20 protein-coding genes are annotated in these 13,429 nt (G+C 36.1%); 13 read left to right on the top strand and 7 right to left on the bottom strand.

Features of this window, described 5'->3' with window-relative positions:
* Positions 1-8 precede the first annotated feature (8 nt).
* The 7 genes from AC27VX_RS07120 to AC27VX_RS07150 form a co-directional block, all read right to left on the bottom strand.
* The gene (locus tag AC27VX_RS07120) at positions 9-266 is read right to left on the bottom strand and encodes a hypothetical protein (protein WP_488694679.1); all 258 of its coding nucleotides are present in this window, start codon (positions 264-266) and stop codon (positions 9-11) included.
* Between the two features lie 236 nt (positions 267-502).
* Entirely contained in the window at positions 503-748 is a 246-nt protein-coding gene (locus AC27VX_RS07125) for a hypothetical protein (RefSeq protein WP_488694681.1), read from the bottom strand.
* The gene (locus AC27VX_RS07130; RefSeq protein WP_488694683.1) at positions 742-987 is read right to left on the bottom strand and encodes a hypothetical protein; all 246 of its coding nucleotides are present in this window, start codon (positions 985-987) and stop codon (positions 742-744) included. Before AC27VX_RS07130 ends, AC27VX_RS07125 begins: the two co-directional genes overlap by 7 nt.
* A 60-nt stretch (positions 988-1,047) precedes the next feature.
* A complete protein-coding gene (locus AC27VX_RS07135) occupies positions 1,048-1,446 on the bottom strand; it encodes a hypothetical protein (RefSeq protein ID WP_488694685.1) in 399 nt (132 codons plus the stop codon).
* 27 nt (positions 1,447-1,473) lie between these two features.
* Positions 1,474-1,935, bottom strand: coding sequence for a hypothetical protein (locus AC27VX_RS07140; RefSeq protein ID WP_488694687.1), 462 nt, complete (start codon positions 1,933-1,935; stop codon positions 1,474-1,476).
* Positions 1,936-1,960: 25 nt separating this feature from the next.
* On the bottom strand, positions 1,961-2,209 hold the full coding sequence (locus tag AC27VX_RS07145) for a hypothetical protein (RefSeq protein WP_488694689.1): 249 nt from the start codon (positions 2,207-2,209) through the stop codon (positions 1,961-1,963).
* On the bottom strand, positions 2,206-2,511 hold the full coding sequence (locus AC27VX_RS07150; RefSeq protein WP_488694691.1) for a hypothetical protein: 306 nt from the start codon (positions 2,509-2,511) through the stop codon (positions 2,206-2,208). Before AC27VX_RS07150 ends, AC27VX_RS07145 begins: the two co-directional genes overlap by 4 nt.
* Before the next feature lie 120 nt (positions 2,512-2,631).
* Between AC27VX_RS07150 and AC27VX_RS07155 the strand changes: the two genes are divergently transcribed.
* From AC27VX_RS07155 to AC27VX_RS07215, 13 genes are read left to right on the top strand one after another with little or no spacing between them, the layout of a single operon-like run.
* Entirely contained in the window at positions 2,632-3,303 is a 672-nt protein-coding gene (locus AC27VX_RS07155; RefSeq protein ID WP_488694693.1) for a hypothetical protein, read from the top strand.
* Positions 3,296-3,667: a hypothetical protein gene (locus AC27VX_RS07160; RefSeq protein WP_488694695.1), complete on the top strand. Its 372-nt coding sequence runs from the start codon at positions 3,296-3,298 to the stop codon at positions 3,665-3,667. The genes AC27VX_RS07155 and AC27VX_RS07160 overlap by 8 nt, the downstream gene beginning before the upstream one ends.
* A gap of 12 nt (positions 3,668-3,679) precedes the next feature.
* Complete coding sequence (locus AC27VX_RS07165; protein ID WP_488694697.1) at positions 3,680-4,771, top strand: major capsid protein; 1,092 nt, start codon at positions 3,680-3,682, stop codon at positions 4,769-4,771.
* Positions 4,771-5,091 carry a DUF6706 family protein gene (locus tag AC27VX_RS07170; protein ID WP_488694699.1) on the top strand — a complete coding sequence of 107 codons (321 nt, stop codon included), beginning with the start codon at positions 4,771-4,773 and terminating at the stop codon, positions 5,089-5,091. The genes AC27VX_RS07165 and AC27VX_RS07170 overlap by 1 nt, the downstream gene beginning before the upstream one ends.
* The gene (locus tag AC27VX_RS07175) at positions 5,082-5,411 is read left to right on the top strand and encodes a hypothetical protein (RefSeq protein WP_488694701.1); all 330 of its coding nucleotides are present in this window, start codon (positions 5,082-5,084) and stop codon (positions 5,409-5,411) included. Before AC27VX_RS07170 ends, AC27VX_RS07175 begins: the two co-directional genes overlap by 10 nt.
* Positions 5,402-5,821 carry a hypothetical protein gene (locus AC27VX_RS07180; RefSeq protein WP_488694703.1) on the top strand — a complete coding sequence of 140 codons (420 nt, stop codon included), beginning with the start codon at positions 5,402-5,404 and terminating at the stop codon, positions 5,819-5,821. The genes AC27VX_RS07175 and AC27VX_RS07180 overlap by 10 nt, the downstream gene beginning before the upstream one ends.
* Positions 5,818-6,225, top strand: coding sequence for a hypothetical protein (locus AC27VX_RS07185; RefSeq protein ID WP_488694705.1), 408 nt, complete (start codon positions 5,818-5,820; stop codon positions 6,223-6,225). Before AC27VX_RS07180 ends, AC27VX_RS07185 begins: the two co-directional genes overlap by 4 nt.
* Before the next feature lie 14 nt (positions 6,226-6,239).
* Positions 6,240-6,749, top strand: a complete 510-nt coding sequence (locus AC27VX_RS07190; RefSeq protein WP_488694707.1) for a hypothetical protein — start codon at positions 6,240-6,242, stop codon at positions 6,747-6,749.
* A 53-nt stretch (positions 6,750-6,802) separates the two neighbouring features.
* Positions 6,803-7,255 carry a hypothetical protein gene (locus AC27VX_RS07195; protein ID WP_488694709.1) on the top strand — a complete coding sequence of 151 codons (453 nt, stop codon included), beginning with the start codon at positions 6,803-6,805 and terminating at the stop codon, positions 7,253-7,255.
* 5 nt (positions 7,256-7,260) lie between these two features.
* Positions 7,261-7,476 (top strand): hypothetical protein, encoded by a 216-nt coding sequence (locus AC27VX_RS07200; RefSeq protein WP_488694883.1) that lies wholly within the window; start codon positions 7,261-7,263, stop codon positions 7,474-7,476.
* Complete coding sequence (locus AC27VX_RS07205; RefSeq protein WP_488694711.1) at positions 7,476-11,912, top strand: tape measure protein; 4,437 nt, start codon at positions 7,476-7,478, stop codon at positions 11,910-11,912. Before AC27VX_RS07200 ends, AC27VX_RS07205 begins: the two co-directional genes overlap by 1 nt.
* Before the next feature lie 2 nt (positions 11,913-11,914).
* A complete protein-coding gene (locus AC27VX_RS07210) occupies positions 11,915-12,403 on the top strand; it encodes a hypothetical protein (RefSeq protein WP_488694712.1) in 489 nt (162 codons plus the stop codon).
* Complete coding sequence (locus AC27VX_RS07215) at positions 12,400-13,425, top strand: hypothetical protein (protein WP_488694714.1); 1,026 nt, start codon at positions 12,400-12,402, stop codon at positions 13,423-13,425. Before AC27VX_RS07210 ends, AC27VX_RS07215 begins: the two co-directional genes overlap by 4 nt.
* The last annotated feature ends 4 nt before the right edge of the window (positions 13,426-13,429 follow it).

The following is a 13,429-nucleotide window of genomic DNA, read 5'->3' on the forward strand; positions in this document are numbered from 1 at the left end:
CCACGAGTTTAAAAATCCTCAATTTTATGTAAAAGAAGATTTGCATCTTCAATTGTTGTAGGCTGAGGAATCTGTTTAAATACTAATCCAGAATTCGGTGATGCTCCAGTAATAGTTTTGTCCTTGTGGACCGTTAGAGAGTTCCAAATGTTCTCTGATAGTTCTTTCTGGTAGTTAGTGCAGAAAGTGATTCCAGAACCATCCCTGATTGTTTCCTTTTGATATCCATTATCGGACAGGAATTTGTATAAATTAAAATCGCTCATTTATTTGTTCTTAAATATTATAACCATCTTCTTGTATTGGACTTACGTTCACGTTTTTATCGAGTGGTAAGTAGGCCAGTAAATGTTCTTTACACATATCAGTATAGTCTTCAGTTTTGTTTGAAAAATAAATACTGTGTGATGCGTTATTTTTGCAATCTAAATGACAGCAATGTCTGCTTTTTCCCTTTGTTGTTTTCTCTTTTGAAGTTTTCGTATTGTTCATTGTTATTTATTTATAATGAGTTAATTTGCGAGTTAATAATGTCAATGCCATTTATTGTAGCTTCATGTCTATTATCATAGATTGCTTTATTTTCGATAGTTGTACACCAATAGCCGGATTTATGACGGTAAACTGAAAAATACATACCAATCGAATCTAGCCAAGCAATAATATAAGCCATTAAAGCTATTTCATCTTGTGGAATTTCACCAGTAAATTGATTTTCAAAATCATGTTTTGCTTTTCCTGTTAGCATCGTTTTTTATTTTTAGGTTTTTTATTTCTGTCTTTGGGTTTCGTGTAGTTAGTTGCTTTTCTTCTTTTTGGTTGAAACCAGCCTAATTCCTGCTGTTCCATAGCTTGCTTTAACTCTTCTATTTTACTTTCATTAATATCGTTAAAACTTACACCTTTGTACATCATGGATTCTACTTCAGAATATGAAAGTCCGAGGCTAGCAGATACCCTTGTTATTGCTTCTTCTTTGTTTTGCATTTGGTTTAATAAATTTAGGTTTAAGGTTTTTCTTTCCGTTGGGGAGTAATCCGTATTTCTTCATCGAAATGCAATTTTAAACAATTTAAAAAAACTTTTTTTAGGCTTATCTTCTTTTGAGTCAATATCCACTTTCAAACCATCCAAGCAATAAGAATAATGGTATTGTTTACTTGTAGCATAATCTTTTAGTCTCCATGACAGATCAACATATACCATTTTCCATCTAGGGGTAAAAAACAATCTTTCTATTTTATGACCTTTATAAAAAATAGGTTCTGCTTTGAGTATGTCCGAAACTATTGATTCGCATTCTTCTGGAGTTCTAAAACTAAGTATACTTCTGCCAATCGAAACACCAGATGAAAACTGTCCGTTAGTGTGGCAAGTTTTAAATAATTTTTCAACACCATAAGTAACTTTTCCTCTATGTTCAGTTTTGATAATTTTCATTTCCATGAGTATTTTATTTTGATGAATCAACAGTTATATAAATACATAAGAGCCATCTTCTACGCCCATAAATAAAAACAAGCCGTAAACATGATGATACATTTCATTAGCATTTTTTAAAGTTGTCTCAATCATAGATTCCTTTAAGCTATCATATAGATATAATGTGCCATCTTTTGCTATTTTTCCTCCGACTAAATGATTCTTGCCTTCATTCGAAAATCTAACATTTAAAAGTATCGGAAGAAAATTCACATCATCACCCATTGGAACATAATGCACTGCTGATTCTGGAAGTTTCTTTCCTAAATGATCATAGTAAAGGACATCTATATAATAAGGATTTCCATCATCCTGTAGCCATTTAGATAATTGACCAATCACATTGCCTTTTTTACTTTTTTCTAATCTATCTTCAGTAACAAAGTTTTTCAAGTTACATGCATTTGATACAGCGTAAAGACCGCATCCATATGGTTGATTTTGTTTTATCATATCCTTTATTGTTTAAGCCACTCAATTACCTTATGAGTGGGAGGTTTGTATTGTTTGCTTTTTTTGGTTTAAGAATATTTACTGGATTTTTTCCTTTTGATATAAGGTACATATCGACAGCAATTGCACAATCTCTTACGTTGTCAAAAAATTTACACACTGCTTTATTATGAAGACCAACTCTCACATTCATATAATATCGACTTTCACCATTTTGAATAGCTTCCTGAACGTATTTGAATCTTGTAGGCTTGTAGATTGTTGCTTTATTCATAAGTTAAATACCTTATCAGCATGAATGGTGTCTTTTTGCTCCCTAAGCCATTCTAAAACTCTTTCCGTATCAAATAACACCTTCGTTCTTTGTTTCCTATTAATATAACCGCCAATTATTAAATTTTCGGGTAGTAGTTTATTCTTCAGTAGCTTTTGAATAGTACTTCTGTCTCTTCCTATTACATCGCAAAAATCTTTAAACGTTAATGTGATCTTCTCAACCTTGGCAATCCTGTGTGAAGTTTCCAAAAGATCAATCACCAATAAATCAGCAGATCTTTTCCTTAGTAAATCATCCATCTATACTTTTTTTATGGTTATAAAGTAATACTTTAATTAACTACTGCTAAAATACAAAAAACGTTATTGTTATGCAATAGCAACTAAACTACTTTTGAACATAATAATTAATTCTAAGTAATGTTTGAAAAAATCCTAAAGGAACTTAAAACCAAATACTCAAATCTGGGGTTAAGTGAAACAATTTTAAAAGCCAAAGCAAAGCAACTTGAAAAGGCGGTTAAAACAGAGGAAGAAATAGCAAATGCAGTTGCAGGGGTTGAAGATGATCTGGCAATATTCCAGTCATTCGCTGACCAAAACAGAACGTTGGCAAAAGAGATTGCAGATTTGAAAAAGGAAAAAGGGGCAGATCCAAAACCTGAACCAGGACTTCCAAAACCTGAAGATCCAAAACCCAATCCGGCACCAACGGGCGATGAAATTCCAGCATGGGCAAAAGCTATGATTGAAAGCAATAAAACACTTGCCGAAAGTCTTACAGCTATGCAAAAAAAGGAAGCTCAGCAAACAACAGCACAAGCACTGCAAGCAAAATTCACAGAGTTGAAAATACCTCAATCTTTTCAGAAGCTTATCCCTATGGATAAAGTTTTCGCTACACCGGAGGAAATGGAAGCCTTTGTTAACGAGCAGAAAGCAAACTATGATAGTCTTGCTCAGGAGTTCGGGAACACGGCTTTAGCCCAGGCTCCTAAACCACTATTCGGTGAGGCAAAAAAAGAGGGAGAAGTTTCGCCTGATGTTCAAGCATACCTAGATGCTAAAAAACCAGCAAAAACCAATGAATAATATTAACGACGATTTCCAAGCAGGGAGACAGATTGTTGTTTTTGATCAAATTGATGCTACCTATCCTGGTGGAGTTCATATATCAAAAACAGATGCATCTGCAAGATTTGCTGATAAAGTAATTCCTGCAGGAACAGTAGTAGTTCCAGATACAGATGGAAAGTGGAAGGTTTTAAATGTAGCCTTAACAGCAGGAAATTTAGCCGGAACAATCGGATTAGTAAGTCATGATATTAAAGTGGATGATTTCCCTTTAGCATCAATTATAATGTCTGGAACCGCAAGAATTGACGCTTTACCTGACCTAGAAAAAGCAGGTGTAGCCTTATTGGCTAAAGCTTTACCAAGAATCTCCTTTATCTAAAAACACTAAGCAATGATTATAAACGCAAATAACATAGTACCGGAGTTTTCCGCGTCAAATATGAACGCAATCATCAATGCGTATACATTGGGAGATTTACAGTATAGAAACTATTTCCCGCTACAATATCAAACAGATTTAACCTTTCAAAACCTTGAATCCACTGTATCCGCTAAAGTGATGGCTGATATTGTATCGATTGGTTCGAAGGCCCCAAGAAAAGGAAGGGACTTCATTGCTGCAATGAAGGGCGAAATTCCAAAGATTGAGATTGCAAGAGACCTTGATGAGCATGATCTGATTAAGATCCAGCAGTTGAGAAACGCAGTTCAGTTAAATCCTACTAATGCCGCGATTAAGAACCAAATGATTGATAAAATCTACGGAGATTCTTCATTCGTTCTGGATGGTGTTAATGCACGAGCTGAACATATCGCAAAACAATTTGCATCTACAGGAAAGTATAAAACGACAGTGGCAAACAATTCCGGCGGGGTTGCAGATATTTCAATTGACTTTAAAGTTAGAATTGTAAATGCAGCAAAAGATTGGTTTACCGCTGCTGATGCAGATCCTGTAAAAGATATTCAAGCTTTACAAACTGAAGCTTTAAGTAAAGGATACAGGTTCTCAACTATTACAGTTGATCAAGCAACTGCAAACCAAATTCCAACGATTAAAGCAATGCAAGAATTCGTTTATGGGGTTGCAAATAATGGTGGAACTACTCAAATGTTCAGACCAACTCTAGAAATGATCAATACAAGACTTGCATTGTACGGATTGCCTACTATTAGAATCTGGGAAACATTTGTAAATGCTGAAAGTAAGGCTGGCGTATTAACCGCTACGAATGGATGGGAGCCTGGCAACGTACTATTATCAGTATCTCCTGTATTAGGTGCTACTCAGTATACTACAACCCCAGAGTTCAACATGACATTTGGTGATACGACTTCACAGACTGTAAGTGACGGATTTATCCTTGTGAAAACATTTGGTGTACAAGATCCGATTTTGGTTTCTACTAAAGCAACTGCATTTGCGCTTCCGGTTCTTAATGACACGAAGAAAAACGTAATTCTGAAAACGAAATTAGCATAATGACTATCGGGGAGTACATACAAGAAAAATTTTCTCTTTGGTCGGTTGAGTATTCCGATGGTATGGTTGCAGCTGAATTAGCTCTCGTGAACCTTGATCCATCCGAAACCATAACGAATGAAATAAACCTTGATAATTTCTGGTATAACATCATCCCCGATATCATTAATATGCCTTCCAGTATTTCTGAGGGTGGTTATTCTATCTCCTATGATAAAACCACTCTCTTGAAATACTACTCAATGGTAGCAAGGAAACTTGGTAAGCCTGATTTGTTGTCAGAAAATACAATCACCGACATAACATCGAAATGGGGATAAAGCAATTTCCTTACACGCTGAAGACCTTAAAAAAGACGGAAGCCCAGTACGATCCGGATACCGGTAATTGGACACCTGGATCAGAAGATTGGATTACAATTTCAAAATGTAGAGACGAAGGAAACGGAGGAGGAAATAGGATTGTAACCACGGACGGAGAAGTTTATGTATTTGGAGCGGTCATTTACCTGCCTAAAACCAGTCCATCTGTCGAATTGGGAGCAAAGGTAAGAGTTTTCGACAAAGAAGGGAATATAAGGCTCGAAGGAGATAACAAGTTATTCAAAAGAGAACAACTACACGCTAGATTATGGCTTTAAGATTTATTGGAGATAACAACGCGATCAATCAGCGGTTTATTGACGCCCAAAAAGAGATCACAGATAAGTACATAAGAGTATTAAAATATTGCGCAGAAGCGGCAATAAATGAGGCTAGAAATGCGGGAAATTACAGAGATGTAACAGGAAATCTTAGGTCATCTGTAGGGTATGCAATCATAATCAATGGTAGAATAGTGGAAGAGAATTTCACTGGCGGATCTGATGGCGTGTCAAAAGGCAAGTCCTTAGCAAGGGAACTAGCCTCACAACAACCGGATATAGCTTTAGTTGTTGTGGCAGGAATGAAGTACGCATCGCAAGTGGAAAGTCGAGGTAGAAATGTACTTACAAGCGCTGAGCAATTAGCAAAAACTATGATTCCAAATCTCGTAAAGCAGCTTAAATGAGAAAGACAGTATTAGAAGGAAAGCAATGGATTTTTGAACTGCTTTCACAGAGCAATATTAAAACCTTGATTAACGGAAACATTTACAAAGACAAGAGACCTTCTGGAAGTACCAAAGAGGATATAGTTATCAATGATATATCAATGGATAATTCCTTTCTACAAGACGGTGTCTTCAATGTAAACTGCTATGTGCCTATGATTTCAGTGAGCATAAACGGAATCACTCAATATATGCCAAATAGCAATAGAATGCTTGATATAAGTAAAGCTGTGTACCCAATTTTTGAAAATATTTTCAGGCCAAAATTCAATCTTACCATAGTCAATCACAACACATTCGAGGAGGAAGCAGAGAAGGCTAATTATATCAATTTCAGAATCAATTTAAAAGCATATAACTAACAAAAATACAAACAATGTCATCAATTAATAACGGCTTAGCCAAAATAGAAATAGGAGCCATCGGAGCTGATGGTGCAATGGGAACTACATTAGAAAGACTGGGAGAGGTAAAAGAAGGGACTTTCAAAGTGAACCAGGCAGAAGGAGACAAAACGGAATTCAAAGTAGAAGAACATGATGATCCGATTTTTATCAGACAGAAAAAGGGAACATTAGCTTTTGAATTTGAAATTCACAATCCGGACGCAACAACATTTAAGCAAGTATGGGGTGGTACAGTAGATGCTACAACTGGGAAATACACTCCTCCGGTTAATTTAATGCCGATTGAAAAATCTCTGAAGATCACTCCGGAAATAGGTTATGGCTTCGATGTTCCAAGAGCGCAAATTTCAGCAAGATTTTCTGATGCTATGGGGAAAGATTCACTCTTAGGGGTGATTGTCACCGCTACGGTACTAAAGCCAACAAAAGATGGTCTGGCAAATTTTGAAAATCCAAAATATCCAACAACAACTCCATAATACATTCATTCCTAAAGCCTATCTCCGGGTAGGCTTTTTTAACAACATTTCACATGGAAAACATTGAATTAGAAAAGGAGGAGTTAGAATTGTTGGTTGGTGAAGGATACAGCTTTGAGACAAAGATTTTCGGCAAAACTTTAGTATGGAGAATTGGAAAACTTTCGATGGGCAAAATGCTTAGATTGTCTAAACTATCCATCAAAATCAAAGTTGATGAAGAAGCTCTTTCAAACAGTGATCTTTCAATCCAATTACCCGCCCAATATGAAGCAGTAAGAGACAATGCCGGATTACTAGCTGAAGCCGTTGCTATAGCAGTTGAAAGCAAGATTCCTAAATGGATACTTAAATGGCACTTCTTAAATTCTCTCAATAGCGAACAGATAATGAATTTCTCTTTGGAGCTACTTAAATTCTCCAACTATCAAAATTTTATGACCTCTACCATCTTGATGAACGGCAACAGACCGACCAAAGCGATGACGGTAGAGAAAGCGGTCTAAAAACAATCTACGGATCACTTGGCCAAATCTGCCACCACTTCGGATGGACTTTAGACTACCTGCTTTGGGAAATAGACTGGCGAATAGTGCAAAGAATGCTCATAGACGCCCCTAAATACGAGTCGAAAGACGAGAAAACACAAAAAGACAACTCCAAGTCCATACAGATGACTGAACAGAACTCTGAGGACTTAATAGCACAACTACAGCAATACAAGTAATGAATACCAATAACGGATCACTTTTTTTTGGAGCAGGAATAGATCTAGCGCAATGGCGTCGAGATATTGAGGCTATGCGTCGAGATATTCTAGGTTTAAATGGTTTGATTTCCCGAGAAACTAAGAACATGGATTCGTCATTTAAAAATTTGGCAATAGGTATAGCTGGTTACTTTTCAACAGACGCAATAAAAAGTTTTGTAATGGAAGTAATCAATGTTAGAGGAGAGTTTCAAAAGACGGAGATTGCTTTCAGCACAATGTTGGGAAATGCCTCAGACGCAAAAGGACTAATGGCTCAGATGGTTGATTTAGCAGAAAAAACTCCTTTTTCACTACAAGACGTTTCTTCTGGAGCAAAACAATTGCTTGCATTTCAGGTCCCTGCTAAGGAAGTTTTAGACACCTTGACAAGAATGGGGAACATTGCCGCAGGTTTAGGAGTTCCCCTTTCAAGGATTAATCTGGTTTATGGGCAGGTTAAAGCAAAAGGTAAATTAGCAGGTGATGATCTTAGGCAGTTCACAGAAGCTGGTATTCCGATGGTTGCAGAACTAGCAAAAAAATTTAATAAAAACACAGCTGAAATTTCAGCCATGGTTTCCGCGGGAAAGATTGGTTTCAAAGACGTGCAGGATGTATTATTCTCCATGACGAATGAAGGCGGTATGTTTTTCAATTTAATGGAAAAACAGTCTAAGTCACTATCTGGACAAGTTGCAAACTTAGGAGATGCTTGGGATCAGATGTTGAATAAGATCGGAGAAAGCAATGAGGGGCTTTTATCAGACGGAATCCAGGGACTAACATATCTTGTTGAGCATTACAAAGATGTCATACAGATAATTTCAACATTAGTTTCTGCATATGGCGCATATAGAGCTGTATTGATTACAGTTAATGCATTGCAGAAGTTACAAATTTGGGCAGAGGGGACGATTGCTGCAATAAGATTTGCGCAGGGGATTTCCGGAATGACCAAAGCACAGCTTTTATTTAATGCTGCTGCTAGTGCCAATCCGTATGTTTTGTTGGCTTCTGGAATTGCAGCTGTTGTTGCTGCACTGGTATATTTGAGAACTGGCAATTTTGAAGCGAAGGAGGAAACAGAAAAGCTAACGGCAGCAATGGAATTTCAAAAATCCGTAAGTGATTCAATAGCCTCAGCGTATAAAAAAAGTTCTGAGCAACTGGTCGGATCTATTAATAGAGAGATTTCAATATTAAAGTCTAGTCATTCCACGGTTGAGATGCGTAAGAAAGCTTATCAAGGCCTAATTAATCTCAATAAATCATTTACTGGGACCGTGGATGCTGAATATAAAGCAACCAATAAATTATCAGATGCGTATAATATTCTCGTGTCTCGTCTTAAAGAACTTTCTATAGCTAAAGGAAAGGCTGCTTTGTTGGAAGAATTATCAAAAAAGAAAGCTCAAGCAGAATTGGATTTAGTCTTCAAAGAAGAAGACTATGAAAATCAAAAGCTGGAAAATATCAAAAAAAGGGTTGAAAATGCTAAAAAGTTAGGCTCAATGCCTAAATCTAGTATGTATTATGAAGTAATGCTCGAAAAAGATTTGAATTATTCTGCCTATAATCCAGTGAAGCAAGCGCGAAAAGCAGTTGATGAAACTTCAAAACAAGTTGATAAACTGGCTGATGATGTTGCTAAAGGAATAGCTGATGCTACAAAAAGAAATGATAAAAAATTAAAGGACAATTGGAATAATATAGCTGATGAGGTTTTAGAAGCAGGACCCAAAAAAGGGACTCAAAGATGGTATGAGGATGAAGTAAAGAGATTGCAGGAAGCTAACAAGGATCTACAAGTAGGGTCTAAAGAATGGACTGAAAATATGGCTCTTATAGATAAATATAGTGAGCTAATGAATCCAAAAAAAGACAAAAAAAATAATCGTCAGTTAGCAGAATTAATTCCTATAGGCTCGATTAAAGAATTGCAAAGAAGATCTACATTACTTAAAGAGGCTATGGAGACGGCTGTGGACGGTGTTGTAAAGTTGCGAAAAGTCGATAAATACGGAAGCGATAAGGATAAGCAGGGGAATCCATATTTCACAGGCGAAACAATCAGCATGGATGCTGCAGTAAAGCTATATGAGGATTATGATGTAAAAATAAAATCTCTACAGCTTAAAAATTTTCAAGAAAGGATTGATGAGGCTGAAAGGCAATGGAATAACTATTATAAGACAGCAGCCTTTTATGGAAAAGCTTCAGCCGATGCCCAATATACAGATCTATTCAATGGTGCGAAGAATTATCTTGATTATTTAGAAAAGCAAGAAAAAGCCTTAGAGAGCTTGTCCGAAAAAAGCCTGTTGACCAATCAACAAAAGCAAGATCTGATATTTATCCGTGAAAAAATTAACGGACTTAAAGGCTTAGATACGCCTTTTGAAAATGTAAAGAAAGGAATTGAAAATGCAATAAAAGGAATTCCTTCACTTGTAGATCAATTAGATTTTATAGAAAAACTAAAGTCCGTTAATAAGATAGTCAACAACAATAACCCAGCAGACTTTTACGAAAAAGACAAGTATTATAAAGAATTATCAGATGCTGTTGCCCAACAACAACGTGATACATATAATGAGTTCATAAAGGAACATCAATCTTTTGAACAGAGAAAAACAGATATCACAAAAGAATATGATGATATCCGGGCAAATATTCAAAAATCAAATGTTTCTGACGTAGAGAAAACAAGACAAACTGAACTAGCTAATAAAGCACAAGCAAAAGACATATCCGCTATGTCATGGGAAATGTTCCAGAAAACAGATGCTTACGTAAAAGCATTTGGAGATCTGGAAAAGCTTGGTCCTAACACCATTAAGCGTTTGCGAGATGAATTTAAAAAGTATATAGAATCAGATGCCGGAAAGGCCTTAAATCCACAAGATCTAAAGATTTACAATGATGCTCTTAAGAATCTTGATGCCGAAATATCAAAAAACCCTTTTAAAGCATTAGGAGACGCTATTGATAAATACAAGACCAAAAGAAAAGAACTAGGCGAAACCCAAAAAAAATACGGAAAAGATGATGAAAAAGTTAAGGATAGGCAAAAAGAAACCCAATTAGCCTTAGTTGGAATTTTTGAGGCAGCAGGGGCTGCCGTATCAGGAGTTATAGGATTTTCGTCTAGTTTAGGAGATGCATTGGGACTACTATCTGATGAGTCTAAGCAGGCTCTACATGATGTAGAGCAACTAGTTGATGGTGTAACAAATGCTGTTGCTGGGTACTTTAAAAATGATTATGCCCAGATGGCCGGAGGTATCGTTCAAATGGTTGTATCTCTTTCTAGCCTTTTAAGTGGCGATAATTACAGAGAAAAACAGATTAAAGATTGGCAAATAGCTGTTGAAAATCTTAAAACGGCTTATGATAGTCTTCAGCATTCCATTCAAAAAACAGCCGGAGATGCAGCTATCGCAATGCAGAGGGGCTTAATTGAAAACCTGGAAGAACAGCGACGTATGGTTATTCAAATGCGTAATGAGGAGAGTCAAAAGAAAAAAGCTGATAAGGATAAAATAGCAGGTTTTGATTCTCAAATAAGCCAATTGAGTCAGAAAATTGAAGACGTATTTGATGATTTCAAAAAAAGCATAACAACTACAGACTTTAAAGAATTATCTGAAAACATAGCCAACGCCTTGATTGATGCTTTTGGCAAAGGAGAGAATGCAGCAGAAGCTTTTGATAAAGTCGTTGACACTGTGATGAAAAATGCCGTCGCAAATGCTTTAAAAGTTAAGATACTTGAACCGGCGGTAAAAAACATGGTTGATAGCCTTTATTCATCTATGGGTTTTGGAAACGGGAACGCAAATATTAATGATTCTCAAATTGCCAAATACAAGAATGATATAGCAGAGCTTGAAAAGAAAATAAAGGCTGCTGAGTCTTCTAATAATTATAATCCAGAAAATACAAAATACGTCTTAGCATTAAAAGAGCAAAGACAAAAATTGATTGATTTAATTGGAGGATTACAAGCTCAAAACGCTTCAACGCCTGCAGGAGGTGTTTTTGATGGTTTAACACCTGAAGAACGAGAAAAGATTAAATCTTTAGGGACCAATGCTATGCAACAATACATAGATGCATTAAAACAGTATGAGGATTTATTTGGTGCTTCTGCTGAAAATGCCCAAGGATTAAAAGGAGACATCAAAGGTATTACAGAGAAAACAGCCGGGGCACTCGAAGGGCAGATTAATGCTATGAGAGTCATGCAGGCTGAAGCCTTGAAGCGACAAAAAGATAGCATGGATGTAATGCGAAATCAGCTCCTTGTTCAGGTCCAAATAGAGCAGAATACAAGGCCTCTGAAAGGCATATACGATGAAATAAAATCGATGAATTCAAAAATTAAAAACGGGTTAGCCGGAATTCCATAATCATGAACTTACAAGAAGTATACATACAAGCTATTGAAAGCAATATTTGTCGAGAATGGCAAGAAAAGATGAAGGCAGATTTGTCATTGAAAAATCTATGTACGATGTACTTTGATGGAGATGACTGGTCAATGGCCAATGATTTTCCAAAATTGGAAGTGTTACGACAATTCAAGGGGCAAAGCGAGGTACATGGTCTTTTCACTGATTACGTAGGTATGCCTAATAATCTTTCAAAGGCTGCCTTTTTTGGCAACTCAGATATTAAAATGATATACAACGGGTTTTCAGTGTCTCAACTTGTTTTGAGACATCATGCAAAAGCAAAAATCTTGGTTGCTGAAAATTCTATTCTCATAATCAACATCCTGGATAATGCAGAGGTTGATATTGATTGTATCGAAAATGCAAGGGTAGAGGTTTTCCAGTATGGCGGAAAAATAAAAAGCACAGGTGATGTAAGAATCACAAAAACAAGTTTCAAAAAATGAGCGACGTTAGAGTTGAGTTGAACGGCAAAAATATAAAAGACTTTGAAGTAAGAGTTTCAAAGTACAATAAAATTGTTGGCGGATTAGAAAGGAAAGACGTAACTCAATATGATTGGGCAGAATACCATGGTATTTCAGTGAATCTAAGCAAACCTAAATTCAAAGAAAGGGTATTTGATTTAGAATGCTTTATAAGAGGAGAAAATTGGGAGGATTTGTTTGTGAAATTTAAAGATTTTATACTCAATGAGTTTTCTAAACCAGGTACTCAGCGATTGCATATCACGCCTTTTAATTTTAAGACAATTCCATTTGAGGTATATATAAAAGATGAAATAGTTCCTGAAAAAACATTCAATGATGGGGTAATGTTTGCAACATTTACTCTAAAATTTATCGAAGCAAATCCTATTAAAAGAGTTCTTAAAACTACTCTTGACACTGTGAAGCTTTCGTATGAGATAGATTCCGATACAGAGATTTTCTTCGGTGATGGAACAAAACAGACCGGTAGGGGAAATGTAAGCCTTACTAAGGATTATTCAGCGCCATCATATGAGAATTCCGGGTTATCACTTGTAAGTGTTAGCGGAGTAAATGCACAATATTTTGAAGTCTATTCTGTGCCATCAAATTCAAGTGCTTTTCAGTTCTCAGTTGAGGTGACCCTTCAAACAACAAAGAATTTGATTCTATATATGATAGGGCGAAAAAAAAGCACTGGTGAATATCTTCCTTTAGCCATCAGTACAATTTACAATGGATTGCCTGGAAAAAATACGCTTTCTGTAGTTAAGGATTTGAACATGAATGAGTATGGTAAATTCATCTATAAAGTACTGGACTCTGAAGGAAATGAAGTACCAGGAATGACCTTTGACAATCCACGAATTGAAACTTCTGAGGTAATCGGAGAATGGCAAGATATGACAGGAAAAGAAAAAATAATAATAATAGCGGGCAACATTGAAGACATGAAAAATATTCAGACGCCTGCAGAAATAATTTGGAATAAAATTTAAGAAG

The organism is Chryseobacterium sp. 14P4.3.2, from assembly GCF_057799275.1.

Coding starts and splice junctions, on each gene's coding strand:
- AC27VX_RS07120 (WP_488694679.1), bottom strand. CDS start 266: ATGAGCGATTTTAATTTATACAAATTCCTGTCCGATAATGGATATCAA.
- AC27VX_RS07125 (WP_488694681.1), bottom strand. CDS start 748: ATGCTAACAGGAAAAGCAAAACATGATTTTGAAAATCAATTTACTGGT.
- AC27VX_RS07130 (WP_488694683.1), bottom strand. CDS start 987: ATGCAAAACAAAGAAGAAGCAATAACAAGGGTATCTGCTAGCCTCGGA.
- AC27VX_RS07135 (WP_488694685.1), bottom strand. CDS start 1,446: ATGGAAATGAAAATTATCAAAACTGAACATAGAGGAAAAGTTACTTAT.
- AC27VX_RS07140 (WP_488694687.1), bottom strand. CDS start 1,935: ATGATAAAACAAAATCAACCATATGGATGCGGTCTTTACGCTGTATCA.
- AC27VX_RS07145 (WP_488694689.1), bottom strand. CDS start 2,209: ATGAATAAAGCAACAATCTACAAGCCTACAAGATTCAAATACGTTCAG.
- AC27VX_RS07150 (WP_488694691.1), bottom strand. CDS start 2,511: ATGGATGATTTACTAAGGAAAAGATCTGCTGATTTATTGGTGATTGAT.
- AC27VX_RS07155 (WP_488694693.1), top strand. CDS start 2,632: ATGTTTGAAAAAATCCTAAAGGAACTTAAAACCAAATACTCAAATCTG.
- AC27VX_RS07160 (WP_488694695.1), top strand. CDS start 3,296: ATGAATAATATTAACGACGATTTCCAAGCAGGGAGACAGATTGTTGTT.
- AC27VX_RS07165 (WP_488694697.1), top strand. CDS start 3,680: ATGATTATAAACGCAAATAACATAGTACCGGAGTTTTCCGCGTCAAAT.
- AC27VX_RS07170 (WP_488694699.1), top strand. CDS start 4,771: ATGACTATCGGGGAGTACATACAAGAAAAATTTTCTCTTTGGTCGGTT.
- AC27VX_RS07175 (WP_488694701.1), top strand. CDS start 5,082: ATGGGGATAAAGCAATTTCCTTACACGCTGAAGACCTTAAAAAAGACG.
- AC27VX_RS07180 (WP_488694703.1), top strand. CDS start 5,402: ATGGCTTTAAGATTTATTGGAGATAACAACGCGATCAATCAGCGGTTT.
- AC27VX_RS07185 (WP_488694705.1), top strand. CDS start 5,818: ATGAGAAAGACAGTATTAGAAGGAAAGCAATGGATTTTTGAACTGCTT.
- AC27VX_RS07190 (WP_488694707.1), top strand. CDS start 6,240: ATGTCATCAATTAATAACGGCTTAGCCAAAATAGAAATAGGAGCCATC.
- AC27VX_RS07195 (WP_488694709.1), top strand. CDS start 6,803: ATGGAAAACATTGAATTAGAAAAGGAGGAGTTAGAATTGTTGGTTGGT.
- AC27VX_RS07205 (WP_488694711.1), top strand. CDS start 7,476: ATGAATACCAATAACGGATCACTTTTTTTTGGAGCAGGAATAGATCTA.
- AC27VX_RS07210 (WP_488694712.1), top strand. CDS start 11,915: ATGAACTTACAAGAAGTATACATACAAGCTATTGAAAGCAATATTTGT.
- AC27VX_RS07215 (WP_488694714.1), top strand. CDS start 12,400: ATGAGCGACGTTAGAGTTGAGTTGAACGGCAAAAATATAAAAGACTTT.